The organism is Rickettsia peacockii str. Rustic (assembly GCF_000021525.1).
Taxonomy (GTDB): domain Bacteria; phylum Pseudomonadota; class Alphaproteobacteria; order Rickettsiales; family Rickettsiaceae; genus Rickettsia; species Rickettsia rickettsii.
The window spans coordinates 1,082,046-1,105,887 of the sequence record NC_012730.1; the positions used below are offsets into that span (position 1 = coordinate 1,082,046).

Sequence of the window (23,842 nt, forward strand, 5' to 3'; positions counted from 1 at the left end):
GACATATTTTTTAAAACTATTTATAAAGCGCTTTATTATCTAATTCAATTAATAGTTGTAAAATATATGAAAGTAGACTCCTTACATAACCTATCTTATAAAGAGGAATTTGAAGGAGACATGAAACGCAGCACCGCAGCGTACAAAAAGGTAAGTGAGGATGCGAGTATTGGATCGACGTATATCGCAGATACTTCAGAAGTTGGGAGTCAAATAAGTGGTGAGCCTATACAGCGTATAAAAATACCTGAGCACAGGCAAATCCTGAAATTTAACGTACCAAATCTTGAAGTATCAAAGGTATACAAATTACCTTTAGAAGGAGGTTATGCAAGGAGTCTAATAAAACCGATGATTATGGCAGGAGGTAACGGTAAAAGACTATGGCCTTTGTCATCTAAGGATAAACCGAAACAGTTTTAAAAAATATTGAGTGATCTAACTTTACTTCAGCAAACATTAAACCGAAATAAATTTTTAGGACAACCTACTATTATTACTTCCAAAAAATATGAATCAATCACTAAAGAACAAGCAGCAGAAATAGATGTAGAAATAGCATTAATTACCGAGCCTTTACAAAAAAATACTGCCGTTTGTGCCATTATTACGACATTATCGGCTACAGCACTAGGATTTGATATTGTAGTGTTACTAACTTCAAACCATCATATAGCGGATGATATAAATTATCTTAATACTCTAAATAAAGCTTTACATTATGTTAATGAATGCGGCATTTGCACTATATTCCTATAAATGTTATAAGTGCCAAGTATGGCTATATAAACACAGGATTATCAATTGCAGAAAATGTTTATCTAGTTGATCATTTAATTGAACAACCTATATTAGAGCAAGCAAACATTTTCAAAGTAATGAATATTTTTGGAATTCAGGAATTTGTGTATACGATGTTAACTTCTTCTTAAACTTAGCAATGAACCTTCAACCTGATTTATTCTGTATTGCAGAAAAAGCATTTAATACTGCCGTAAAAAATGAGAATAGTTTGGCCATAGACAATGAGGCTTATAATGAAATCGCAGCAATTTCTATAGACAATACCATAATGGAATATATTTCGGGAATGGTCATGATAAAAGCCGATTTTGCTTGGAACGATCTTGGTACTTGGCATTCCTTATTACAGGTAAAACACTGGAATATAAACGATAATTATTGCGAGGGAAACGTAGTAACAAGCAATACTACAAACTCTTTCATTAGTTCTAATAATAAATTAAGGTCTTGACAATTTATTATCGATACTATGAAAACGGTCTTTTGGTTGCCGCTAAATCAAAAATGAATGATCTAGAGAAAGCTAAAATCCTATTTACTGCTCTTTTTAACGGAAAATCTGATTCATCACCGAATTATGAAATATATGAAAAAGCTTTTCTAAATAATATTTTATCTTCTGAAGAAATAAAATTAGAAACTATGAAGGGAAATAACGAAGCTTGTTATATTCTTGCTAAAACTTACGAAATAATTAATCGTAACACCCCCAAGATGAATATAACTCTATGTTATTAACATTGATTGGAAGTAAATTAGGAAATACAGAATGTACACAGCTTGTTTATTCATATCCTAAAAATATACAAACTTTGAATCTACTGTTAACAATTTTATTCAAGACTATATAGGACAGCTTAATATCACTTTTGATGATGCTATATTATCAGCTGCTTACTCCGATACTTTAAATACTTCAATGTTAGGAGACTCAAATTATAATAATATGTATAACCTTGGTTGAACACCGCTAATATTCAAGGCTATTGACATAGCATTATTGCGTATATATCCTATTTTTATGAGTTTACACCTCATCATTCAAATATAGCTAATCTTATAAACTTCAAAAATCTGTAAGTTATAGGAACGACTTAGTAATAAAGCGGTTCATTTTAGTTGAGTTACAACATGGAAAATACTACAGAAGAACAAACAATAATATCTGAAGTCAAAAATGATGAAGACATAGATGAAGAAGAGAAAAGGTTAAAAGCAGAAGATTCACGAAAGCAACTTAAAGCAATACTAATAACATTTGGTATTATTTTGACCGGTTTTTTAACTTTTACTTATTTCTTTTTTAATTACATCGAAGAAAAAGCGGAAGAATACAGACAACAGCAACAACAAGAAATTCAAAAGACTAATAAGAGTTGAATATTAGATTACCACCCTTCTCCTTTAATTATGATCTTGTTGTATGGCTGCGATATAATTCCAGCAAGGTATTGTTGCGTGGATACCACCCCGTCATTGCGAGCGACTGAAAGAAGCGTGACAATCCAGAAAAAATAACAAAAAAATGCTGTAAATCAGCATTTTTTACTGAACTGCTACGTCAATTACTTACGTAATTTCCTCGCAATGACGGAAAAAACAATCCACACAGGCAATGCCCGCTCGTAATGACTATTTTTATGCTGCCTTAAGTTTAGATTGCTTGAAATTAGTTTTATCAAAATCATAGATAAAATCTTTGATAATAGGCACTATAAACTGTTTAAATTTACTTCCGCTAAATACCCCGTAATGCCCTGCCCCTTTTTGTAAATTGGTATCTTTGCATTGATTCAGGTATATTTGAACAAAGTTTTAAAGCAGCTTTTGTTTTGCCCTACCGCTGCAATATCATCTAATTCCCCTTCAATACCGAATAAAGCACATTTAGTAATATGTTTTAAATCGATCGGACGCTTCTCAGAAACTAATTTACCTGTTGCTAACGAAAATTGTTAGAATACTTCATCTATAGTTTGTAAGTAACACTCTGCCGGCATATCCATACCTGCTAAATACTCATCATAAAATTTAATATCGGCTTTTTTATAGTCAGAATTTAATAAACTTTGCCATAATTCTAAATGTGAATCTATATGACGAAATAAGTTTAAACCCATAAAGACGGCAAGTTGGAGGAAACCGGGATATACTTTTCTACCATGTCCGGGATAGTTTGGCGGCACCTGCATTGTAACCATTTGGCAGAACCATTCTAAACTTTTACTTTGAGCGAATTCATTAACTGCCGTGGGATTTTTTCTAGCATCTATAGGGCCGCCCATCAAAATCATCGAACTCGGCACATTTGGACTATTACTCTCCGACATTAAGCTAATGGCGGCAAGCAATGGATCAGTAGGTTGGCAAACTGCCATAGTATGAACATTCGGTCCTATAAAATTGATAAACTCCATTACGTAATCAATATAATCATCCATATCAAAATGCCCTGCTTCAAGCGGCACATAACTGGCTTCCGTCCAATCTGTAATATAAATACCGGTATACAGTAATAATTCTTGTACTGTTGTTCTAAGTAAAGTAGCGTGATGTCCCGCCATGGCCATGGGTGCTACTATTAATAATTGAGGTAATTCTTTTTTAAAACCTATGTTCTGAAAATGCCTTAGTTCACAAAAAGACTTTTTTAGTATAACTTTTTCATTAATGTTATAGGTTTTATCATCAATAATTGTTTCAAGGATTATTAAATTCGGGTTTTTCATATTTTCTAGTCATGCGTTCACAAAGCGTTAAATAAGCATGCATAATTCTTGCAAAACCGTTATCTCATGTTAATATGCTTCTTTTAGAATTTTTATACCTAAATGCATTGGAGCAATTTGTGCTCTAAGCCCCTCTAACATATAATATGTATAATTAGTACTTAAATCACAGTTAATCATAATTTATCCACAAATTTAAAAATACTGAATATAAATTTAGTTTAACACTAAAAATTCTCAGTACATTAATTTTAGGACTCACTGCTTAAATTTTTATAAATGCATGATAATAATGGTCTATATATAAATATGTTTATTTTTTCTTCTTATTTTGCTTAGGAATTTTATTTACGTGGTCATTAATATTAAACCAAGTACTATCATTTACTTTCTGTTTTTTATAGACTGTATCAATATTATTTATATAATTATAATTTTCAAAATCTTTATTCTCTTCTGCTAACCTATTAGCCATATTCCAATCTATTTCCGGTCTTTCTCTAGCAGGAATTGATATTTTACTATCTTCAGGATTTTATCTACTAAAATAAATCCTATACCATGCCTAGTATCATTTTATCTACTTTCAATTAAATCAGCAGCAACTAAATAACCATAATGTGCACATGAGGAATTTGATAAAGCCTGAAAAAACGATTCTCGTAAATTACTACGATTGATAATTTTTTTGCTTCAAAAGACCAAAGCCTTGCTTGTTTTCATGCATAATATTTAGCACAATCTTTAATTAGTAAACTCCACTTTTCATTAAGAACTTCCATACCTACCCAATCTGGGGTAACCATTTATTATTACCTTTAGTGCCTTGTTTATTTGAAGAAAAATTATGCTTAATAGGCATATTATGAATCTTCAATTTGTTTTGAAGATATAATGCCAGTGCATCACATACTTGCACTGCGGTTATTTTATCTTCTTTATTTGCATTTATTTTAGGTTCTGTGGCTTGTTCATTATTGACATAGTAATCAGGGTTTTGCGAATAATAAAACTTTAGCTTAGGTTTAGCTCTATTCTAATATTAGGTTCTTGTCTTCGTTCAGCAGAAAGCTTACTACTGCTAATTTCACCTGCATCAATTCCTATATCTCCTTATCTTTTTCTTCTTGAGTCTTGCTTCGTCAATGTGATTTTCTACAAACCATTCAGCGATACCATAAGAGGTAAATTGCTGATCTTCATGTGCTTTTAAAAAACCAATGATGGTATTTTTGCGATTAAATTCCATATCAAATATACTAATAATTGAAATACTATAAAATATACATATTATTTTAAAAATTGCAACTTTAAATTATCAAACTTGCTGTTTTTATAAAGTATTATTTATATATTTTTCAAATTTAGAAAATAATGTTTTGAAGTTATGAGTAGTAACATTTGCTACTTCTTTTGATGTTATATTTTTGAGTTCGGCAACTTTTTCAGCGACATACCTAACAAATGCCGGTTCGTTTTGTTTGCCTCGCATAGGCGTAGGAGCTAAGTAAGGAGTGTCGGTTTCTATTAATAACCTATCAAGCGGTATATATTTGACTATTTCTTGTAAATCAGTAGCATTCTTGAAAGTTATAATCCCTGACATTGAAATATATAAACCGATATCTAGCATTTTTGCCGCTAGATTTTTTGAAGAGGTAAAGCAATGTATTAAACCTGGAAATGTGCTGTTACGCATTTCTGAGGTTAAAATGTCAATAGTATCTTCGTCTGCTTCTCTTGTATGAACAATAACAGGCAGGCGTGTACTAGACGCCGCATGTATATGTGCTACAAACAAATCTTTTTGTAATTTTTGATCGTAAGGCTGATGATAATAATCAAGCCCCGTTTCACCGATTCCGATAATTTTCGGATGCTGGGTTAGCATAATAATTGCCTCAGCATCTGAGTTCGGGAAGACGTAGTCTTGACGTAGCAATCTTGTCCAAGCTTCCTGAGATTGCCACAGCACTTGCAGTGCTTCGCAATGACTAATAAAAGAATTCACTTCACACGGATGCACCCCAACACTCGCAAAAACATTTGCATATTTTTCAGCTATCTCTAAAATAATAGGTAAATCTTCAATTTTAGTGCAGATAGTTTGCATATACTGCACATTATTTTCTAATGCTCTTTGAATGACAGAATCTAAAAGCACTGCGTCATACCATGGTTTGACTACGGTATCTAGAAAACAACTAATATTAGTTGTTTTAATACCCTCACTAGATCCCGCGATCGCGTCGCGGGATGAAAAGTTACTACGTAAATTAAGATGACAATGTGAATCTATTAACATATTATACTCTTAGTAGGTGTGTCATACTGCGGTCTCGCCACGGTATGACACACTATTCAAATTTTGGAAATATTATGGTAGGTTCTAAAATATTGCTACCCGCTGTTAAAGTATAATCACGTATTAAATGCTTAAATAGACGTTCTTCTTTATTTACCCCTAACTGATCAAGCATTTTATTTGCTGAACTCGGTATAAAAGGCAGAAGCATTATCGCAATATAGCGTAAAACTTCTAGTAAAGCGTATAACACTTCTAACGTTTTATCTGGATCGGTTTTTTTCAAATTCCAGGGTGCTTCGCTATCAATATAGATATTTGCCTCTTCGGCCAAATTAATAATATTTTCAAGAATTTTATTAATCTCTGTTTTGTCCATCAATAAAATATTCTGCTCGACAAATTTACTTGCGGTTTTTAAAATCGGTAGCTCATATATTTTATCTATAACACCTTGCGTAAGCAAAGGCACTTTGGCGTCATTATTCTTATAAACAAAAGATGTAGTACGCTGTAATAAATTACCTATTTTGTTTGACAACTCGCTATTAATACGGGTAATTAAATTACTACGAGCAAAATTGCCGTCCGCACCAAAAGTTACTTCACGCATCAGAAAATACCTAACTTGATCAACACCGAATTCATCAATTAACTTAATCGGATCAATGGTATTACCAAGAGATTTAGAGATTTTCTGCCCCTCATTCGTCCACCAGCCATGAGCCATAATTGTTTTCGGCAGCGGAACTTCTGCAGCCATTAAGAAAGCAGGCCAATAGACGGCATGAAAACGCAAGATATCTTTACCGACTACATGTAAATCAGCCGGCCAAAACTTACCGTAATTACTTTGTTCGTCAAGATAACCGAGTGCTGAAATATAATTAGCCAGTGCATCAAGCCAAACATAAATTACATGTTTTTCATTATTTGGCACTTTTATTCCCCAGTTAAAAGTAGTACGCGATACCGATAAATCTTTTAAACCCGATTTAACAAAGCTAATTACTTCATTACGCCTTGATATAGGTCTGATAAAATCAGGGTTTGCTTCATAAAACTCAAGCAATTTATCCTGCCACTTTGAAAGATTAAAGAAATAGCTAGGCTCTTTAACCCATTCAACTGGAGCACCAGTCGGTGCTAAACCGTCCCTCGTAAGTTCCGACTCATCAAAAAAAGCCTCATCTCGCACTGCATACCACCCTTCATAAAAACCTTCATAAATAGTGCCGTTATCTAGTAATTTCTGCCAAAAAACAGCTACAGCTTCTTTATGTCTGTGTTCCGTTGTTCTGATAAAATCATCATTGGAAATATGCATAGCAGTCATCAGATGACGAAAACTCTCGGATGTTTGATCGGTAAATTTTTGTGGGTCAATATTTTTATTAATAGCTGCTTTTTCTACTTTCTGCCCATGTTCGTCAGTACCTGTTAAAAACATTACATCGAAACCTCGAAGTCGCATGAAACGAGCGATTACGTCACTTGCAACGCTAGTATAAGCATGACCGATATGGGGAATATCATTAACGTAATATATAGGGGTAGTAATGTAGTAAGTATTGTTCATAAATGCTTTTTTATTAACTCATGTACTTCAAGTGGACTTAAATCTGAAGCTTTAATTGTTTTTATTCTCTCAGGAAATCTATTACTTAATTCTTTAAAGCAATAATAGATTGTTTTATAAAAATCTATACCTCTTATGTCAAATTTATTGTTCATATTTCGTGAATTGACTCTCTTAATAGCAGTATCCGGCTCTACGTCAATAAAAAACGTAATATCCGGCATAAGAGAAGGCATTAAAGTTTTGTGCAGATTATAAACTAAATCTATGCCGTTTTCTAGCTCTAATCCTTGATAACATACAGTTGAGTCAATAAACCTATCACATATTACAATATGTCCCTCTTGTAGAGCTGGTATAATTTTCCGTGCCATATGATCATAACGTGCTGCCATAGCTTGTAATAGCTCGGACATAGGTAGTAATTCTTCATGTACTAGAATTTCACGCATTTTTTCGGCTACAATAGTACCACCGACTTCACGAGTTAAAATAACGGGAGTATTTTGAGATTGTAAATATTCATAGAGCATTTGAGATTGAGTAGATTTGCCTATCCCTTCCCCTCCCTCAAATGTAATAAACTTTCCTTGTTTCAAATTATTCATTCATTACAATTACTTTAAGCTATAACTTTATAATCATATCTCTTAAAAAAATATTTACAAGGAAGATTACATACTTATATACTCCTACAAAACGAAGCGCTGTTATACGAAGATCAACTTGGGAAAGAGTAATAGTTCTGTAAGCCGAGGAGCAGAGCGTATATTAAACGTTCAGCATCCGAGGACTTACAAAGACATTGTCACCAATGTTCCAAATTCATCGAGTATAATCCATTATAAATTTTAAATTATTAATATATGAATAATGCATTAAGTAAAAGGGATTTTTCGATCCTAATCGGTAATGCGATGGATCATTTCGATACTGCACTTTATGGGTTTCTTGCTCCGCTACTTGCTGGTATTTTTTTTCCGAATCATGATAAAGTCGTTGCTTTAATACTTACCTATAGTGTTCTTGCTGCGTCTTTATTTACACGTCCCATAGGCTCTTATTTGTTTGGCGTAATTGCTAAAAAATACGGCGGTGTTTTTGCTTTATCTTACTCTTTAATCGGCGTTGCTGTAACAACTAGCCTAATCGGTTTAATACCTTCACATGCTCAAATAGGCTGGCTTGCACCGCTATTATTAGTGTTGCTTAGAACATTGCAAGGAGTATATTCCGAGGGTGAATGTGCCATTGCTAAATTATTTATTTTAGAGAATAAAGAAGAAAAAAAAGCGTTTAAAGCTTCTTACCTTTATCAAACATCTACTATGGTCGGTATTATTCTTGCTTCATTTATCAGTACTATAGTTTTAAATGTAGAGTATAATAAATATTGGCGTTTATGTTTCATATTTGGCGGACTTACAGCACTGATAGGTTATTTTTTAAGAAAGCGCGAGGATATTGTAGTCAAGCCCTCATTTTCATCCTGCGGCTTGACCACGGGATCCAATAAAAAAGATAAAATTACTTTACGTAATTTTTGGATACTGTGGTCAAGCCACGGGATGACACCTGGGTCCTCTCCTCGCAATGACGTAGTATCATCATTATTACAAGACTTAACTACAATTTGGAACTGTAAACTAAGTATCTTACGCATTAGTTTTGCCATAGGTTTCTCATATATGACTTATATAGTACCTTTCGTCTTTTTGAATAGTTTTATTCCGCTTATCACTGCTATATCACTCGAAATAATGATGAAATTTAATACTGAGTTTCTGATTTTTGATATGATTATGATTCCGATAATAGGGCATCTAACAAAAAAGCTACAGTACCTTAAAATACTAAACGGTACTCTTATTTTAATGAGTTTAAGCATAATTCCTTTATGGCTCTGCTTGAATAATGCATCTATATGGTATGTTAATTTTGTACGTATTTGGATTATAATACTTGGTGTCGGGTTCTTGGCACCTTTGAACTGCTGGCTAAATGATTTATTTAAAACTGCCGATAAATATATGTTAGTCGGTATCGGCAGTAGTATAGGTGCTTCATTAATCGGACGTCTTACTCCGTCAATCTGCCTAATGCTATGGTATGTAACCGGCAACTCTTTATCAATTGCGGTTTATATAACCGCAATATCGATGGTCACTTTATGGGCTGTTAGAGGAGTTGTTGCACGGGTCAATGTCATTCCTACGAAAGCAGGAATCCAGTAAAACATATAAAAATTAAATTCTTATATGTTTTTTACTAGAAATGTAATACTTACAGCAATATTAATGTTATTTTTATGGATTCCTGCTTTCGCAGGAATGACATCAAGAACATTATCTAATCCCTAACAAGACTGTTATTAGGAAAAGAATTTAATAAAACACCACACTCAAAACTAATCCGATATAATTATTAGCTCTGAATCTTGTCATACAATTGGCAGGATTTTCAATATCAAGAGTTGCTACTTGTAATATCAGTAAAATTAAAGCAGCTAAAATAGGTAAATAGTCGATATTATGGTTAGCCATTTTTGTTGCTAGAATAAATAACAATATAAAACCTATATAACATATATAAAGCCAAAGCTTAGAATGCTTGTTCTCTAAATATATACTTAACGATTTCACTCCTATTTTCTTATCATCTTTTATATCCATATATCCGTAAATCGTATCATAACCGATGGCCCAAAAACAGCATGCTAAATACATAATAATCGCTGCTATATCAAGTGTATCCTGAACTGCCGCATAAGCTATTAAGGCCCCTAGCTTAAATGTAAATCCCAAAAAGATTTGCGGGAAATAAGTAATACGTTTCATTAACGGGTATAGGCTAATCATTATTACCGCAAAAAAACCTATATATATAGCTGTTTTGTTTAAAAGTAGCAAAATACAAAGTGAGATAACGCTAAGAATAAAGAGTATCAAAATAGCATAAGAAACAGATAAAGCCTTGCTAGCTAAAGGTCGCTCTTTAGTCCTTGCAACATGCTTATCAAATTTTCTATCAAATATATCGTTAATAATACACCCGCTACTTCTAGCTGTTATACTACCTAAAATAAATAACGGTAATAAATGTATTAACTCCGTTCTTGAGGGGTTTGCAAGCAGTAACCCAAATAAAGCAGGAAAAAAAACCAGCAAATAAGCTACCAGCTTATCTACACGCATTAATTTTAAGGTAAGCAAAAGTTTGTCTAGAATTAGCATATTAAACTTTAAATTTAAATAAATATGGATATTATAGATAATTTAAGATAAAATACGCCACGAAATAAAGCTACTAGATTTTTATGGCTAAAAAATTACAACATGATTCATTAGTAAAAATAATAATGAACGACCCGGTAGCAGCACAAGAATTTTTGGAATATTATTTACCCGATGATTTTAATATTAGATTTATCAAAAATAACGGTAGAACAAGAAAGCTACATTGAGGAATCTTTAAATAAGAAATATAGTAATATAACATATAAAATTAGCACCAATAATAAAGAAGAAGCATTTGTTTATGTATTAGTAGAGGCCCAATCAACAATTGATTATTGGACGGCTTTGCGGTTATGGAAATATACACTATTATTATGTGAAAGACATAAGCAAGGAAAGGATAAATTACCAATTACCGCTAGTCTATAATTTAGTTATTTACAACGGTAAAGAAATTTATAATGCTCCAAGAAATCTGTGGAGTTTATTTACTGATAGTGTGATGGCAAAGAAATTAATGGGGGAAGATTATCAATTAGTAGATTTGCAAGCTATGACAGATGATGAAATCGTCAAGACAAAACATTTAGGTATGCTAGAATATATGATGCAGCATATCCAATATGCAGGATATGATAAAACTATGGGAGAAGTTTTTAACAGAGTTTAAGCATATTATAATATTGGATAAAGAAAAAGGTTATATTTACCTAAGATCGTTCTTATGGTATACTAACGCAAAATTATCAAAACAAAAACAACCGGAATTAGTAGAAGTATTAGATACACATCTATTACCGCAAGATAAGGATACTATTATGAAAACTATCGCTGATACATATAGAGATGAAGGAAAGGTGCAGGGTATTGAGATAGGCAAAGCTGAGGGCGAACATAATAAGGCAGTAATTATAGCGAAGGAAATGTTCAGTCAGGGCTGTAAAATTCCTGTTATTGCCAAAATTACAGGTCTTCAAGAAACTTTCGTTCGCTCAATTGTAAATAAGTACTTAATCATGCAAGCACCACTTGCACAAATCCTAAATATCCATATCCTCCCAAAGAAAAGCATCTATTGTCATAATCACATATAACCTTTATAATAATATTCTTGAATCAACTACAAAATCTATGAAAGAATTTCCAAAAAATTATAATTTTACCGAAAATGAAAAAAAGTGGCAGCAAATTTGGCAAGAGAAACAAATTTATGCTTATAATCCAAACGTTGCAAAAGAAGAAACCTATGTAATCGATACTCCGCCTCCGACAGTTTCAGGACAGTTACATATCGGTCATGTTTATAGCTATACGCAAACCGACTTTATTGTACGTTTTCAGCGTATGATGGGTAAAAATATCTTTTATCCTATGGGTTTTGACGATAACGGGCTACCGACCGAGAGACTTGTTGAAAAGCAGAAACAGATCAAAGCTTATAATATGGATCGATCTGAATTTATAAAAATTTGCGAAGAGGTAGTAGAAAGTGAAGAAGAAAAGTTTAGAAGTCTATTTAACCAAATAGCTTTATCGGTTGATTGGAGTTTAGAGTACCAAACTATTAGTCCGTTATCACGAAAAATATCACAAATGTCTTTTCTTGATTTAGTACAAAAAGAAGAAATTTATCTTACTAATCAACCGATTTTATGGGATCCAGTAGATGGTACAGCTCTTGCCCAAGCCGATATTGAGGATAAGGAAAAAACCTCTTTCATGAATTATATTACGTTTAAAACCGAGCAAGGAGACCCGCTTACTATAGCCACTACCAGACCTGAGTTATTACCGGCTTGCGTAGCCGTATTTTATCACCCTGACGATGGACGTTATAAGCATCTAGCAGGTAAATCAGCTATAACCCCACTTTTTAATGAGCAAGTTCCACTGCTTGCTGACCCTTTAGTACGACAAGATAAAGGTACGGGACTGGTAATGTGCTGTACGTTTGGTGATCAAACGGATATTACTTGGTGGAAGACGCATAATCTACCTTTAAAAACTATTATCACTAAAAAAGGTACAATAGACTTCCAACATGAAACTTCTATAGATGGGTTGAAAATTAAAGAAGCTCGAACAAAAATAATAGATATTTTAAAAGAACAAGAGTTGCTTATTAAACAAGAAGACATCACTCATACCGTTAAATGTGCCGAGAGGTCAGGTGCTCCTCTTGAGATACTAACTGTACCGCAATGGTTCGTTAAAACTATATCACATAAAGAAGAATTGCTTAAAAGAGCGAATGAGTTAAATTGGCATCCTAAAAATATGAAGATTCGTTTAGAGAATTGGATTAATGCCATTAGTTGGGATTGGTGTATAAGTAGGCAGCGTTATTTTGGTGTGCCTTTCCCTGTTTGGTACTCTAAAAGAGTAGGTGAGGAAGGAAAAATCTTATATGCCGATGTTACGCAGCTACCTATCGATCCGTTAAAAGATTTACCTATGGGTTATAGTAAAGAAGAAGTAGAACCTGATTATGACGTAATGGATACTTGGGCAACAAGTTCCGTTTCGCCTCAACTTTCTACTCATGGGATTTCTGACGATTTCGCTGTTAATAAAGATAGGCACGATAAATTATTTCCGATGGATTTAAGACCTCAAGCACATGAAATTATCAGAACTTGGGCGTTCTATACTATTTTAAAAGCTCATTTACACCAAAATACTTTGCCGTGGAAAAACATCATGATAAGCGGTTGGTGTTTAGCTGAAGATCGAAGTAAAATGTCAAAATCTAAGGGCAATGTTTTAGTTCCTGAAAAACTGTTAGAACAATATGGTTCCGACGTGATACGTTATTGGTCGGCAAATTCAAAGCTAGGTGCTGATACCGCCTATTCTGAAGACGTTATGAAAAACGGCAAAAGGCTTGTTAACAAGCTATGGAATGCCGCTAAATTTGTTTTTATACATTTTGATAAACTGAAAGGTGAAGATAAAAAAGCGAGTTTACTCGATATTAAAGAAAAAATCACTAACGAGTTTGATAAATGGATGGTTAATAAGCTAGTGGAATTAGTTAAGCTAGCTACAAATGAGTTACAAAACTACGAATATGCACATGCTATGCATCTGACGGAAAAATTCTTTTGGGTGGTATTTTGTGATAATTATTTAGAAATAAGCAAAACAAGAAGCTATGATGAGGAACACAAAAATCCACAAGGACAATATAGTAGCATATTAACTTTATATCATGTTATGCAAACGTTACTGAAACTATTTGCACCTTTCATGCCGCATATTACCGAAGAATTATACCAAATATTATATAGTAAAAATTCTATTCATGTTAAAGGTAGCTGGGTTAATTACAGTGACTTAAATTATGAAATCAATGCAAAAGGAGCAGAAGGGCTGCTTGAAATACTAGATATCGTCAGAAAATTCAAAGCTGAGAAGAATCTATCTATAAAAGCTCCAATAAAATTGCTTGAAGTTAGCGGCATAGTATTATCTGCAGAATTAGCAGAAGATTTAAAAAACGTCACATCGGCAGAAGAAATACAATTTGAGATGAAAGATGATAAAATTAAAGTCAATATTATCCTTTAAAAATATTATAGGTTTAATATTAATTATATTTGCCGGGATATTTTTTTATGCTTATATATTAGAACATGACTGGCAATATGTAACCTTAAGTGATGAACAAGTAAAAAAATACAGGATTAGCGAGAAAAAAGCTATTGCCCTTTATCAGTTAATGAAAGACACTCATGAGCTACTTGGTAAGAATAATATTAATTATTGGATAGACGGCGGCACTCTGCTTGGAGCCGTTAGACATCAAGGCATAATTCCTTTTGACGATGATTTAGATATCGGCATTATGCATGAAGACGAAATACGTTTGCAACAAATATTACCACAATTTGAACAATTAGGATATCGTGTTAAACATAATAAAATTTATGTAATTTGCGGAGAAAGATGCTTAGATATTTTCGTATTTCATAAAGAAAATGATAAATTTGTTCATTTTAATCAAAGTATGCGTAATAAATATCCAAATGATTTTTTTTATGATTATGAGCTATATCCTTTAAAAAAATATAAATTTGGTAGTATAGAAGTATATGGGCCATCTGAATATAAAGAGAATTTGAATAGACAATATCTAGAATGGGATAAATATGCAATAATATACAGCCCTCATAGCTTACATTTACCTTTTTTATCGAATATCGAGAAAAAAACTAAATTTATATTAACACCGGAATTGTTAAAACCGGCTCAGCCACTCGGACCGCTAGAAGATAAAGTGAATATAGTCAATTCAGCTACATTTAGTGGTATGTGCGAGGATACAGCTTATCATTAAATGTCGAATTGGTAATGACTATTTCGATATAAGCAACGAAATAGTCATATGATTTACATTTGCCTAGATTACCTTTTTTGCAAAAATTCATATCAAACAAGTTGAGATAAGAAAGTAATAGCCGGTACTATCCATAAACCCGGTTTATCAAAGCAAGAGTCCGAAATAGCTTGTTTATTTTGAATTACTTGAAAACTAAACTCAGGGTTAAGTAATTCATGAAAATATTTTAAGCTTGAAGAAACGGTTGAGTCACTTACTTTTGCTTCCACTAAAATCCACGGTTGGTTATCTTTTGTTATTACTAAATCGACTGCACGTTTTTGTTTATCACACAGATAGTATAAACCAAAATCACCAAGCCCTGTTTCGTTCCAAAAATATACGGCTTTTAAAAGGTGAGAAGCTACAAGATTTTCAAATCTCGTTCCTATATCTTTTATTTGCGATCAATCCCAAAGGTAAATTTGGGGCTCTTTTATCAAACTTTTTACAACATTTTTAGACCAAGGTTTGATAGCAAAACAATAATAATGCTTTTCTAGCAAAGAGAGCCATCTTCTTATTGTTTGGTCTGAAACTCTAACTTTGTTAGCAAGGTTTGTATAGCTTATTAATGAGCCGACTTGCTCATTTATAATGCTAGCCAGTAATTCTAACGCACAAATATTGTTGATATCTTCAGTATTTCTTACATCTTCTCTAAATAATTGCTCGAATCTTTGATTACTCCATATTCTATGAAATTTAGCAGTTGCTTTTAAATAACTTTCTGCAAATCCTCCAAAATTTATTAAAGCTTCAAATTCATCTATAGTGATATTTTTGGGGCTTTTTATATAATCAATGTCATTATCAAAATTTTTAGCTATTTCAGATACCGATAACGGATGCACGGTTAAACTTATATAACGTCCCATTAGGCTATCACCGCCTTTTTTATATATATTTAATTTGGCACTACCTGTTATAATAAATTCAATATTTTCTCCGAATTTATCATAAAATCCTTTTACAAGATTTTTCCAATCTTTATATTTATGAATTTCATCTAATATTAAGCACGATTTCTTATCGGATATAGTAGACAGTAGATTTTTAAAAAGTTCGGTGTGTTTGTTTAAGATTTTATTTCTATCTTCTAGATAATCCCAATTTAGGTAAATTGAATTAGGATTATGCTTAATCACTTGTTTTGATATTGTAGTTTTTCCTACTTGCCTTGCTCCGCTTATAAATACAAGCTTACCATAATTTGTTAGATATTCTTCAACTTGCTTTTTATATAACCTATCCATTATAATATTTCTATAAGTTTATAAAAATATTATAGGCTAATATCGAAATAGTCTTACTTGTAGTATTGAAATTGAGCATTGCCTAGAAAAAGTTGTTTTATAGTTTAGCATTCCGATGTCATTCCCACGAAAGCGGGAATGCTTTGTTGCGTGGACCAGTTTCCTAATTGTCATCCCGCGACTTGATCACGGGATCCAGTTTAAAACATTAAAATTTTAGTATTTTAAGTTGTGTTTTTTCGTGGTCAAGCCACGGCATAACACCGAACGGGTTTTTCGGTCCACACAACAAGACCTGCGCAGGCATGACATAAAACGAGCCATGCAACAACACCTGCAGTAACTCACAATGACTATATCAACCTTTTCTAGGCAATGCCAAAATAATTAGTGCAAATTATGCGGTACTTTAGTATTATTTAACATTAAACTTTGCTTCATTCTATGCCTTATTTATTACCCACTATTATAACTACGCTACTTATTTTATTAGCGCTAATAATTTGGTTTTATGTAAAAACTCAAACCTTAAGGACACAGCTACAATTTTTATCAGAGCAGAATCTAGAAATTAGCAATAACAACCAATTATTAAATCAAGAAAAGATAGGATATTTACAGAAAATTGAGCAATTGCAGTGTAAAATAGAATATCAAGCACAGACTATTAAGGATTCAGAAAAAATAAGAGAAGAGTCATTTTCATCGGCTAAAGCTGCGTTATTTGATTTAGGTCAAGATTTGTCTAAACAATTAATAGCGATACATAAAATGGAAAACACGGCGGCAAGAGAGCTAGCCGAGAAAAATATCGCTACTGCTTCAGGAAAATTTAATAGTGAGTTTGAACGGTTAATTACGATGGTGGGAGCATTAAATAAAGATATAGAGCAATCAAAAGGTACGGTTGATTTGATAAAACAGTCTCTACTTTCTCCGATCGGGGCGGGGCTACTTGCTGAGATTACCCTTGAGAATATCTTAAAATCTTCGGGCTTACGTCCTAATTTAGATTTCATTATGCAATACGGTCTAACTACATTAGATAGCGGAAAGCTAAGACCTGATGCGCTCATTTTTCTTCCTTCCGGTAATTTAATGGTTATTGATTCTAAAGCTTCAAAGTTTCTTGTAGACGAGCAAGATAATAACATGAGTCTTAATAAAACTATGAATTACCATTTAAAATCTTTGGCGAATAAAGAATATGCCGCAAATATTTTAACTAATCTAAACAAAAAGGATCAGAGCTTTAACAATGTTATTACTTTAATGTTTTTGCCGACTGAACAAGCGGTTGAGAAAGTTATTGCAGCCGACCCTGAATTTTTACAAAAAGCTTGGGGCTGTAATATCTTTCCGGTAGGACCTAGCGGACTTATGAATATGCTATCATTTGCAAAATTTCAAATTACCGATCATCGCCGCTCAGAAAATTATAAGGTAATCATTGAAGAAGTGAGAAAGCTATTAAGCTCCATCGGTACTATGGCAGATTATTCTCAAAAGATCGGTAATAACCTGCATAATATGGTTACTAATTACGATAAATTTGCTGCCTCGTTTAATCGTAATTTTATGTCAAGAGTAAAGAATATTCAAAAACTCGGTATTGATTCAGGGAATAAAGCCATACCGGCTACCTTAGAGCGTTATCAAATCGTTTCCTCTAAATCTGAGATTATTGAAGTGGAAGCAGAAAATCCACCACAAATAGCAGAAAAATTATAAATAAATTTTTCTCGTAATAGGTAATTTAAACGTTAAAAAAACTTTCCATAATGTGTATAGCCATATTGTTACTATGTGTAAGCATATAAGATTAAAGCTCCTAAAAAAGAAAACAAACATGCTATAAGAGTGAGTTTTATTAATATGTGGCCGGGCTTTACAATAGACGAGCTACCGATGATAAAAGAAATCATTGAAGAAAACGGACGAACAATTGTTATAGATTATAACAATTATAACCTTATTATTGATAGTGTTTTTGGTCAAAGAACTATTAGTAATAAAGATAGTATAAAGATATTTTTTACCGGTGAATCGGTTAGACCAAAGCTAGAAAATTATGATATATCTATAGGTTTTGATTATATAGATCATCCAAATTATATAAGAATACCTTTATATTATATGTATTGTACTAATGACATCAGTACTTGAATATAAACGCTCAAAATACAATCCGAACAACACGTATTTTGCTTGTTTCTTAGTCTCTAACGGTATAGAAGATCCTGAGAACGACGGCTGCATAGCAAGAAAAATCGATTTTTTCATAAATTGTCGCTGTATAAAAAAGTAGTAAGCGGCAGTAAATATTTAAATACTGAATCTACAATTATACCAAAAGAAAAAACTCGTGAATGGTTATCTAAATGTAAATTTGTTATTGCTTTTGAAAATAAAACATATGAGTGGTATGTTACTGCAAAACCTTTTCAAGCTTATTTAGCAGGAGCAGTACCTATTATATATTATGCAGATAAAAGTTATATAAAAGATGTAAACCCTAATTCAGTAATATTTGCTAAAGATTATTCAGAAGAAGATTTATATAATTATATTATTTCTGTTGATAAAGATGATGAAAAATATTATAAGATATATATACCGGCTTCAGAAAATAATTACATCGCAGTAAAAGAAAAATTAAGTAAAAAATTACCTTTATTAAATACAAATTAAAAACTATTTTTATAATATCAATTATAATTATTTGTTTATCATTGCTTTTTATATTTTTAAAAACTTATCAAATAGGTTCTTGCTCCACTTGAAGAAAAAGATATTAAAATTTTTATAGTAAACCTACGCAGCACTGATAGATATAACAATATTAGTAAACAATTCGACAATAATAATTTATTCTATGAAAGGTTTAGTGCAGTAGACGGTTATAATTTATCTATAACAGATTCAGGGGGAAAAAGATTTACCGGATTAGATGTAAAAAATAACCCTGCTCTTTTATCCCTTAATAACGGTTATACTGTACTTTGTCCTTCGGAAAATATAAATTATTATTCCGATAGCAATATTAAATCATACTTTAACGGCAGGTGAACTCGGTTGTTATTGTAACCATAGAGAAATTTGGCTTAAAATGGTTAAAGACAATATACCTTATGCCCTAATAATAGAAGATGATGCTATACTAAATGACGATTTCCGTAATAAATTTTTAACAATGCTTAAACATTTACCTACCGACTGGGATTTAATTTATTTGTCCTTGTCACATTCTAAAAACAAAATATTTTATAATATTTACAATAATCCGTATTTAAAGAAGATAGGTCATGGTGGTTACTTTAATACAACTACAGGTTATTTGATACACTTAAAAGCTGCTCAAAAACTTCTTGAATATAGCAAAAACTTTACTTTAGAGATTGATAATGTACCAAGCTTTTATGCATAGCGAAGTGCAGTCCTATGTCACCTCGCCTTTTTTAATATATGCAACACTTAATTCTGAAGATTCAATTATATTTGAAATGGGAAGAGCACATTAAATAACGTAAATTTTACAACCTTAATCGAGGTTTTGTGGACATTTCTAAAAAGATTTAATTTTGGCTATTTTTTGCTGCAAAATAGCAAATCAATTAGCAGTGTCCACAAAACCTCTAAGCATGGTACTTCTTCTGTAGGATCAATATCAATAACTGTATCATCCGTTTGTGCCTGAGGTAACCTTATTAAGCCAAGTAAGGGTAGTAGCGGTTTTCTCGGCAATATTCTTGCCTGCACTACTAATTGCCTTGCCGACATTGAAATCCGATATAACAGTTGTTAAAACATCTATTAAAGTTGCAAGACTTAAGAATTGTAAATCTTTAATAGACTCAAACATTACTAAAGGTACTATCGCTACGGTCAATCTTGCCGCATCATTATAGTAAAACTTTTGAAAAAACACATCATTAGTTAATGTTTTGTTGGTGATATTTTCTATAACTTTATTGCCGTAATATGTTGATACTAATATAAAGAAGCAAGACGCATGAATTTAACAGAAGTTGATGCATAAAACATTGGATCTTCATAAAATCCTAATGCTGGATTACGAAAATAAAAACAGATATAATCCAAAATCAGTGTGGCTATTGCCGAACATATAGCAGTACTCTTCCATTCATGATAGATACTAATGTCTGATTCAATATTGTTAAAATCTATATCTTGATTGGTAAGTTTATTATATATTGCCTGAAGTTTTATTTGCGTATTCTTATCTGTTTTGGAATGTTTATATAGTAACTGAAAATATGGTTTAATTTCTTCAGCTGTAAATTGCTTATGCTCAATTAAAGCCGGTACAATTTTATCATGCAAAAATTTAATTAATTTATTTTGCATAAAATTTGTAACTTTACTCTGTTCTTCTACTACTCCTGCAACTGTATACCATCGTAAAGCCCGTATATACAATTATACGATTAATAGAGTATCACTATTTAATAAATCAATAGGCTACAACCCTAAATTAGCAGCATATCTAAAACAAATCGCAGTTGTATTTACGGCATCATTAGCAAAGCTTGGAGTATGATCAAATAAAAATTTAACATCTTCAGCATTGTCATTGTTATTTTCTAATGCTTGAAACATATTATTATTCATCTCTTTAGTTTGTCTATTTGATAAGACCGTACCGGGAAAGATAATAAAATTTGTAGCATCGCAAGGTTAGTGGTCGGTAAAGCACATAATTCATACCAAGGATCCTTTTCGTCAACTACATATGAACGTAAAGCAATTACACCCACTATAAGAGAAACATAAGTAATTGCTATTTTACCTGAATGATTACTAACTAAAGCTGATTTTTCGGTTAACCAAGAAGCAATTTTGTGATCTTCATTATACTTATCACTAGCTTTTTCTATTCTAGTAAGACTTTGCTCTAATGAATTAAGATAATTTGCAAAATTTAAATGAGCTTTTTTTACTATATTAAACTCGTTTTCATACGAGGAAGGCGCATTTAAAGTATTTGTAAGTAATATTGCTTTAGCTATATAGCGAAAAATATTCTCTCGTCAGAGGATATGCCATAGCATCGATTTCTTTGGCTGCTTTAATCAAGTGTTCAGATTGATCTAAATTATTTTTTAAAAACACTTGGACTTTAGTAACTAGGGTACTAAAATCTAATGAATTTATATCCCCTATATCATCTAGCATAGCATCAATGATATTCTTGTTTTCTACTCCTATTAACTTCTGTAACTTTATACATAAAAAATGATCTCGATTATTTAGCTCTTCAAAACAATGGCTCTATTGAGAATGATCAATATTATTATCTTGATACTTTCCGGTAGCAGCTACTTTACTTAACATTGTTTCTAAAGATTGAGTATAAATTAAACTTTGATCTAGTGTCAGTAGATCTTTAAAATTTTTATCACAGAACCATATTTTCCATACCTCACCTAAATTAAAACTAGCAAGTGCTGTAGTAGTTTTCCATAATCTTACGCCTAAATTTGATATATCATTATAATATTGTATTATTACTTCTAGTTTATTACTCATAATTTCAATTAAATAAATATTAAAAATATAAACATCTCTTAATATTTATTCAAATCTTTTATATATAATCATTTATAATCTTTAATTATTTTAACATTAAAGTCACACACGAGCAACCCTAGTTTATGATAAGAGAGAAGAGGATTGGGTTATAAAAGTTTTTAACCAAAAAAACAATAGTTGTGGACATAACATATCCTTTTTTATCTTCTATTGGCAACAGGATCTGATTAATGATATAAAAAATGTCAGTACCTGAATCGTTTATATTATAATGAGAATACTAGTAACAGGAGCTAACGGCTTTATTGGATCATATATTACAACTGAATTATTAAAGAATAATTATAAAGTAATATGCTGTGTTAGAGATGTTGAATCGACCAGGAAAAATTCCCTACTGCAGAAGTGATATACTGTGATTTTAATATAGACCTAACACCACAAAGCTGGATAAATAGATTAAATAACATAGATATAGTTATTAATGTATCAGGTGTGTTAACGTCTAGTCATGCAATAATATTGGCAATGTTCATGTCAATGATCCAAAGGCTCTATTTAAGGCTTGCACCCTTACTAACGTACAAAGAATTATTCATATTTCAGCTCTTGGAATAGATGATGAAAAAAACACTGCTTATGCTTTAACTAAAAAAGCAGCTGAAGAATATGTACAAAAATTAGAAATATAGACTGGATAATTTTACAACCGTCTCTTGTTTACGCAAGCGGTTGTTATGGTGGTACCTCGCTATTTAGGGCTCTTGCAACATTACCGTATTTTATTCCTTTAATAGGTGATGGTTTACAACAATTTCAACCTATTCATATTGATGATTTAACGAAAGTAATTATTCACTGCATAGAAAGGGAAGGAAAAATCCACACATTATTAAAAATAGTTGGACCAGACATAGTGAACATGAAGGATATCTTGCTTGGATTCAGAAGATGGCTTGGAGTCATGGAAGACTAATAAAAATTCCTTTAATATTCATTAAAATAGCAGCTAAATTAGGGGATTGTCTAAAAATAGGACCCATTAATTCTACTGCGTATAATATGTTACTTCAACCTAATATTGCTGATAAAAAAGATTTTATCGATTTTACTTCTATAATCCCTAGAAACTTGCAACAAGGTTTTGCAACCGAACCTTTAACCGTACAATCCATATGGCACGCTAGGCTTTATTTTTTAAAACCTATAATAAAAATTGTCTTAGGACTATTGTGGATAATGACAGGAATTATTTCAAGCATTTTTGTTTATGATGCTAGTATGCAAATTATAATATCACTAGGATTTGATAAACAAATAGCACCTTACATATGGAAGCTGCTTTACAGATATTATTCTTAGAATTCTACTAATTATCAAAAATAAAATAAATAGGATATGTAGTTTACAAATTTTATTAATACTAGCTTATACTCTACTATTAACATATCTTAAGCCAATATTGTGGCTAGATCCGCTTGGTCCGATATTTAAAAATATTCCAGTAATATTACTTACTTTAGTATTCATGACAATAGAACGAGATAAATAATGGATTATCTTTTTATAAAAACTATGCATATTATTAGCTCTACCACTTTATTTGGTACTGGAATTGGTACTGCTTTTTTTATGTGGTGGGCAAATAAAACCGGTGATTTGAATGCAACGGCATATGCAACTCGCACTACAATAGCTGATCTTCTTTTTACTACTCCAACTGTGATAATTCAACCGGTTATCGGCATAATATTAGTAAATATGCTTGGCTATAATTATTTTAATTTATGGCTTACCTTAACTTATAGCGGATACATAATCGCCGGTAGTTGTTGGCTTCTGGTGGTATGGATTCAAATTCCACTACGAAATATGGCACTTGAAACATTAAAACCGCGAATTCCCCTACCGGAAAAATATTATAAATTATTTAAATTATGATTCTACCTAGGCTGGCCGGTATTTATCAGTTTGAGTATTATTTTTTTCTTAATGGTTT

25 protein-coding genes and 4 pseudogenes are annotated in these 23,842 nt (G+C 31.9%); 16 read left to right on the forward strand and 13 right to left on the reverse strand.

Features of this window, described 5'->3' with window-relative positions; all coding sequences use genetic code 11:
- The first annotated feature begins 66 nt into the window (after positions 1-66).
- The 4 genes and pseudogenes from RPR_RS08665 (at position 67) to RPR_RS06500 (ending at position 2,184) form a co-directional block, all read left to right on the forward strand.
- Positions 67-759 (forward strand): annotated as a pseudogene (locus RPR_RS08665) (sugar phosphate nucleotidyltransferase).
- Between the two features lie 142 nt (positions 760-901).
- A complete protein-coding gene (locus RPR_RS09250; protein ID WP_266105343.1) occupies positions 902-1,255 on the forward strand; it encodes a hypothetical protein in 354 nt (117 codons plus the stop codon).
- A gap of 53 nt (positions 1,256-1,308) precedes the next feature.
- On the forward strand, positions 1,309-1,542 hold the full coding sequence (locus RPR_RS08670) for a hypothetical protein (protein WP_014273711.1): 234 nt from the start codon (positions 1,309-1,311) through the stop codon (positions 1,540-1,542).
- A gap of 393 nt (positions 1,543-1,935) precedes the next feature.
- Positions 1,936-2,184, forward strand: a complete 249-nt coding sequence (locus tag RPR_RS06500) for a hypothetical protein (protein WP_012736970.1) — start codon at positions 1,936-1,938, stop codon at positions 2,182-2,184.
- 258 nt (positions 2,185-2,442) lie between these two features.
- Here RPR_RS06500 and phaZ read toward each other — a convergent pair.
- The 5 genes and pseudogenes from phaZ to tmk form a co-directional block, all read right to left on the reverse strand.
- A pseudogene (gene phaZ / locus RPR_RS06510) lies at positions 2,443-3,713 on the reverse strand (polyhydroxyalkanoate depolymerase).
- A gap of 133 nt (positions 3,714-3,846) precedes the next feature.
- Complete coding sequence (locus RPR_RS08675) at positions 3,847-4,008, reverse strand: hypothetical protein (protein WP_187145786.1); 162 nt, start codon at positions 4,006-4,008, stop codon at positions 3,847-3,849.
- Positions 4,009-4,866: 858 nt separating this feature from the next.
- A complete protein-coding gene (locus tag RPR_RS06515; RefSeq protein WP_012736971.1) occupies positions 4,867-5,838 on the reverse strand; it encodes a TatD family hydrolase in 972 nt (323 codons plus the stop codon).
- A 52-nt stretch (positions 5,839-5,890) separates the two neighbouring features.
- Positions 5,891-7,417 (reverse strand): methionine--tRNA ligase, encoded by a 1,527-nt coding sequence (metG, locus tag RPR_RS06520; RefSeq protein ID WP_012736972.1) that lies wholly within the window; start codon positions 7,415-7,417, stop codon positions 5,891-5,893.
- Positions 7,414-8,025, reverse strand: coding sequence for a dTMP kinase (gene tmk / locus RPR_RS06525; protein WP_012736973.1), 612 nt, complete (start codon positions 8,023-8,025; stop codon positions 7,414-7,416). The genes metG and tmk overlap by 4 nt, the downstream gene beginning before the upstream one ends.
- Positions 8,026-8,283: 258 nt before the next feature.
- Between tmk and RPR_RS06535 the strand changes: the two genes are divergently transcribed.
- Positions 8,284-9,651 carry an MFS transporter gene (locus RPR_RS06535; protein WP_012736974.1) on the forward strand — a complete coding sequence of 456 codons (1,368 nt, stop codon included), beginning with the start codon at positions 8,284-8,286 and terminating at the stop codon, positions 9,649-9,651.
- Between the two features lie 150 nt (positions 9,652-9,801).
- Here RPR_RS06535 and ubiA read toward each other — a convergent pair whose 3' ends face one another.
- On the reverse strand, positions 9,802-10,650 hold the full coding sequence (gene ubiA / locus RPR_RS06540) for a 4-hydroxybenzoate octaprenyltransferase (protein ID WP_012736975.1): 849 nt from the start codon (positions 10,648-10,650) through the stop codon (positions 9,802-9,804).
- 83 nt (positions 10,651-10,733) lie between these two features.
- Between ubiA and RPR_RS06545 the strand changes: the two are divergent.
- The 3 genes and pseudogenes from RPR_RS06545 to RPR_RS06555 all read left to right on the forward strand — a co-directional run bounded on the left by RPR_RS06545 (position 10,734) and on the right by RPR_RS06555 (position 14,992).
- Positions 10,734-11,747 (forward strand): annotated as a pseudogene (locus tag RPR_RS06545) (Rpn family recombination-promoting nuclease/putative transposase).
- Positions 11,748-11,784: 37 nt separating this feature from the next.
- Positions 11,785-14,223, forward strand: a complete 2,439-nt coding sequence (locus RPR_RS06550) for a valine--tRNA ligase (RefSeq protein WP_012736976.1) — start codon at positions 11,785-11,787, stop codon at positions 14,221-14,223.
- The gene (locus tag RPR_RS06555; protein WP_012736977.1) at positions 14,192-14,992 is read left to right on the forward strand and encodes a LicD family protein; all 801 of its coding nucleotides are present in this window, start codon (positions 14,192-14,194) and stop codon (positions 14,990-14,992) included. The genes RPR_RS06550 and RPR_RS06555 overlap by 32 nt, the downstream gene beginning before the upstream one ends.
- Positions 14,993-15,084: 92 nt before the next feature.
- Here the strand turns inward: RPR_RS06555 and RPR_RS09945 are convergent, their stop codons facing one another.
- Together RPR_RS09945 and RPR_RS06565 are read right to left on the reverse strand one after the other, a co-directional pair.
- Positions 15,085-15,264 carry a hypothetical protein gene (locus RPR_RS09945; RefSeq protein ID WP_041472106.1) on the reverse strand — a complete coding sequence of 60 codons (180 nt, stop codon included), beginning with the start codon at positions 15,262-15,264 and terminating at the stop codon, positions 15,085-15,087.
- A 177-nt stretch (positions 15,265-15,441) separates the two neighbouring features.
- The gene (locus tag RPR_RS06565; RefSeq protein ID WP_085065750.1) at positions 15,442-16,290 is read right to left on the reverse strand and encodes an ATP-binding protein; all 849 of its coding nucleotides are present in this window, start codon (positions 16,288-16,290) and stop codon (positions 15,442-15,444) included.
- A 444-nt stretch (positions 16,291-16,734) separates the two neighbouring features.
- Between RPR_RS06565 and RPR_RS06570 the strand changes: the two genes are divergently transcribed.
- The 4 genes from RPR_RS06570 (at position 16,735) to RPR_RS09260 (ending at position 19,717) form a co-directional block, all read left to right on the forward strand.
- Entirely contained in the window at positions 16,735-18,021 is a 1,287-nt protein-coding gene (locus tag RPR_RS06570; protein ID WP_012736978.1) for a DNA recombination protein RmuC, read from the forward strand.
- 144 nt (positions 18,022-18,165) lie between these two features.
- Positions 18,166-18,456: an alpha-1,3-fucosyltransferase gene (locus tag RPR_RS08685; RefSeq protein ID WP_187145815.1), complete on the forward strand. Its 291-nt coding sequence runs from the start codon at positions 18,166-18,168 to the stop codon at positions 18,454-18,456.
- A 120-nt stretch (positions 18,457-18,576) separates the two neighbouring features.
- Positions 18,577-18,981 (forward strand): glycosyltransferase family 10 domain-containing protein, encoded by a 405-nt coding sequence (locus RPR_RS06575; RefSeq protein ID WP_266105311.1) that lies wholly within the window; start codon positions 18,577-18,579, stop codon positions 18,979-18,981.
- 406 nt (positions 18,982-19,387) lie between these two features.
- A complete protein-coding gene (locus RPR_RS09260; protein ID WP_266105344.1) occupies positions 19,388-19,717 on the forward strand; it encodes a glycosyltransferase family 25 protein in 330 nt (109 codons plus the stop codon).
- A 158-nt stretch (positions 19,718-19,875) separates the two neighbouring features.
- Here the strand turns inward: RPR_RS09260 and RPR_RS06585 are convergent.
- The 5 genes and pseudogenes from RPR_RS06585 to RPR_RS06600 all read right to left on the reverse strand — a co-directional run bounded on the left by RPR_RS06585 (position 19,876) and on the right by RPR_RS06600 (position 21,840).
- Positions 19,876-20,152, reverse strand: a pseudogene (locus RPR_RS06585) (hypothetical protein).
- Positions 20,153-20,280: 128 nt separating this feature from the next.
- Positions 20,281-20,634, reverse strand: coding sequence for a hypothetical protein (locus tag RPR_RS06590; RefSeq protein WP_228368838.1), 354 nt, complete (start codon positions 20,632-20,634; stop codon positions 20,281-20,283).
- A 138-nt stretch (positions 20,635-20,772) separates the two neighbouring features.
- A complete protein-coding gene (locus RPR_RS08695) occupies positions 20,773-20,910 on the reverse strand; it encodes a hypothetical protein (protein ID WP_187145819.1) in 138 nt (45 codons plus the stop codon).
- A gap of 402 nt (positions 20,911-21,312) precedes the next feature.
- On the reverse strand, positions 21,313-21,486 hold the full coding sequence (locus RPR_RS09265) for a hypothetical protein (protein ID WP_228368839.1): 174 nt from the start codon (positions 21,484-21,486) through the stop codon (positions 21,313-21,315).
- Positions 21,487-21,582: 96 nt separating this feature from the next.
- Complete coding sequence (locus RPR_RS06600) at positions 21,583-21,840, reverse strand: hypothetical protein (RefSeq protein ID WP_085065753.1); 258 nt, start codon at positions 21,838-21,840, stop codon at positions 21,583-21,585.
- A 274-nt stretch (positions 21,841-22,114) separates the two neighbouring features.
- Between RPR_RS06600 and RPR_RS09270 the strand changes: the two genes are divergently transcribed.
- From RPR_RS09270 to RPR_RS06610, 4 genes are all read left to right on the forward strand, one after another.
- Positions 22,115-22,252 carry an NAD-dependent epimerase/dehydratase family protein gene (locus RPR_RS09270; RefSeq protein ID WP_228368840.1) on the forward strand — a complete coding sequence of 46 codons (138 nt, stop codon included), beginning with the start codon at positions 22,115-22,117 and terminating at the stop codon, positions 22,250-22,252.
- 542 nt (positions 22,253-22,794) lie between these two features.
- Complete coding sequence (locus RPR_RS09275) at positions 22,795-23,205, forward strand: hypothetical protein (RefSeq protein ID WP_228368841.1); 411 nt, start codon at positions 22,795-22,797, stop codon at positions 23,203-23,205.
- A 13-nt stretch (positions 23,206-23,218) separates the two neighbouring features.
- Complete coding sequence (locus RPR_RS09280) at positions 23,219-23,395, forward strand: DoxX-like family protein (RefSeq protein WP_228368929.1); 177 nt, start codon at positions 23,219-23,221, stop codon at positions 23,393-23,395.
- Positions 23,395-23,784, forward strand: coding sequence for a DUF2269 family protein (locus RPR_RS06610; RefSeq protein ID WP_012736979.1), 390 nt, complete (start codon positions 23,395-23,397; stop codon positions 23,782-23,784). The genes RPR_RS09280 and RPR_RS06610 overlap by 1 nt, the downstream gene beginning before the upstream one ends.
- The last annotated feature ends 58 nt before the right edge of the window (positions 23,785-23,842 follow it).

What these genes read in the sequence shown, in the direction of transcription:
- metG (WP_012736972.1), bottom strand. Translation starts at nt 7,417, where the DNA reads ATGAACAATACTTACTACATTACTACCCCTATATATTACGTTAATGAT.
- RPR_RS08675 (WP_187145786.1), bottom strand. Translation starts at nt 4,008, where the DNA reads ATGGCTAATAGGTTAGCAGAAGAGAATAAAGATTTTGAAAATTATAAT.
- RPR_RS08695 (WP_187145819.1), bottom strand. Translation starts at nt 20,910, where the DNA reads ATGTTTCAAGCATTAGAAAATAACAATGACAATGCTGAAGATGTTAAA.
- RPR_RS06600 (WP_085065753.1), bottom strand. Translation starts at nt 21,840, where the DNA reads ATGAGTAATAAACTAGAAGTAATAATACAATATTATAATGATATATCA.
- RPR_RS06570 (WP_012736978.1), top strand. Translation starts at nt 16,735, where the DNA reads ATGCCTTATTTATTACCCACTATTATAACTACGCTACTTATTTTATTA.
- RPR_RS06535 (WP_012736974.1), top strand. Translation starts at nt 8,284, where the DNA reads ATGAATAATGCATTAAGTAAAAGGGATTTTTCGATCCTAATCGGTAAT.
- ubiA (WP_012736975.1), bottom strand. Translation starts at nt 10,650, where the DNA reads ATGCTAATTCTAGACAAACTTTTGCTTACCTTAAAATTAATGCGTGTA.
- RPR_RS06565 (WP_085065750.1), bottom strand. Translation starts at nt 16,290, where the DNA reads ATGGATAGGTTATATAAAAAGCAAGTTGAAGAATATCTAACAAATTAT.
- RPR_RS06500 (WP_012736970.1), top strand. Translation starts at nt 1,936, where the DNA reads ATGGAAAATACTACAGAAGAACAAACAATAATATCTGAAGTCAAAAAT.
- RPR_RS08670 (WP_014273711.1), top strand. Translation starts at nt 1,309, where the DNA reads ATGAATGATCTAGAGAAAGCTAAAATCCTATTTACTGCTCTTTTTAAC.
- RPR_RS06610 (WP_012736979.1), top strand. Translation starts at nt 23,395, where the DNA reads ATGGATTATCTTTTTATAAAAACTATGCATATTATTAGCTCTACCACT.
- RPR_RS09265 (WP_228368839.1), bottom strand. Translation starts at nt 21,486, where the DNA reads ATGCTAGATGATATAGGGGATATAAATTCATTAGATTTTAGTACCCTA.
- RPR_RS09275 (WP_228368841.1), top strand. Translation starts at nt 22,795, where the DNA reads ATGGCTTGGAGTCATGGAAGACTAATAAAAATTCCTTTAATATTCATT.
- RPR_RS09270 (WP_228368840.1), top strand. Translation starts at nt 22,115, where the DNA reads ATGAGAATACTAGTAACAGGAGCTAACGGCTTTATTGGATCATATATT.
- RPR_RS08685 (WP_187145815.1), top strand. Translation starts at nt 18,166, where the DNA reads ATGTGGCCGGGCTTTACAATAGACGAGCTACCGATGATAAAAGAAATC.
- RPR_RS06555 (WP_012736977.1), top strand. Translation starts at nt 14,192, where the DNA reads ATGATAAAATTAAAGTCAATATTATCCTTTAAAAATATTATAGGTTTA.
- RPR_RS06550 (WP_012736976.1), top strand. Translation starts at nt 11,785, where the DNA reads ATGAAAGAATTTCCAAAAAATTATAATTTTACCGAAAATGAAAAAAAG.
- tmk (WP_012736973.1), bottom strand. Translation starts at nt 8,025, where the DNA reads ATGAATAATTTGAAACAAGGAAAGTTTATTACATTTGAGGGAGGGGAA.
- RPR_RS06515 (WP_012736971.1), bottom strand. Translation starts at nt 5,838, where the DNA reads ATGTTAATAGATTCACATTGTCATCTTAATTTACGTAGTAACTTTTCA.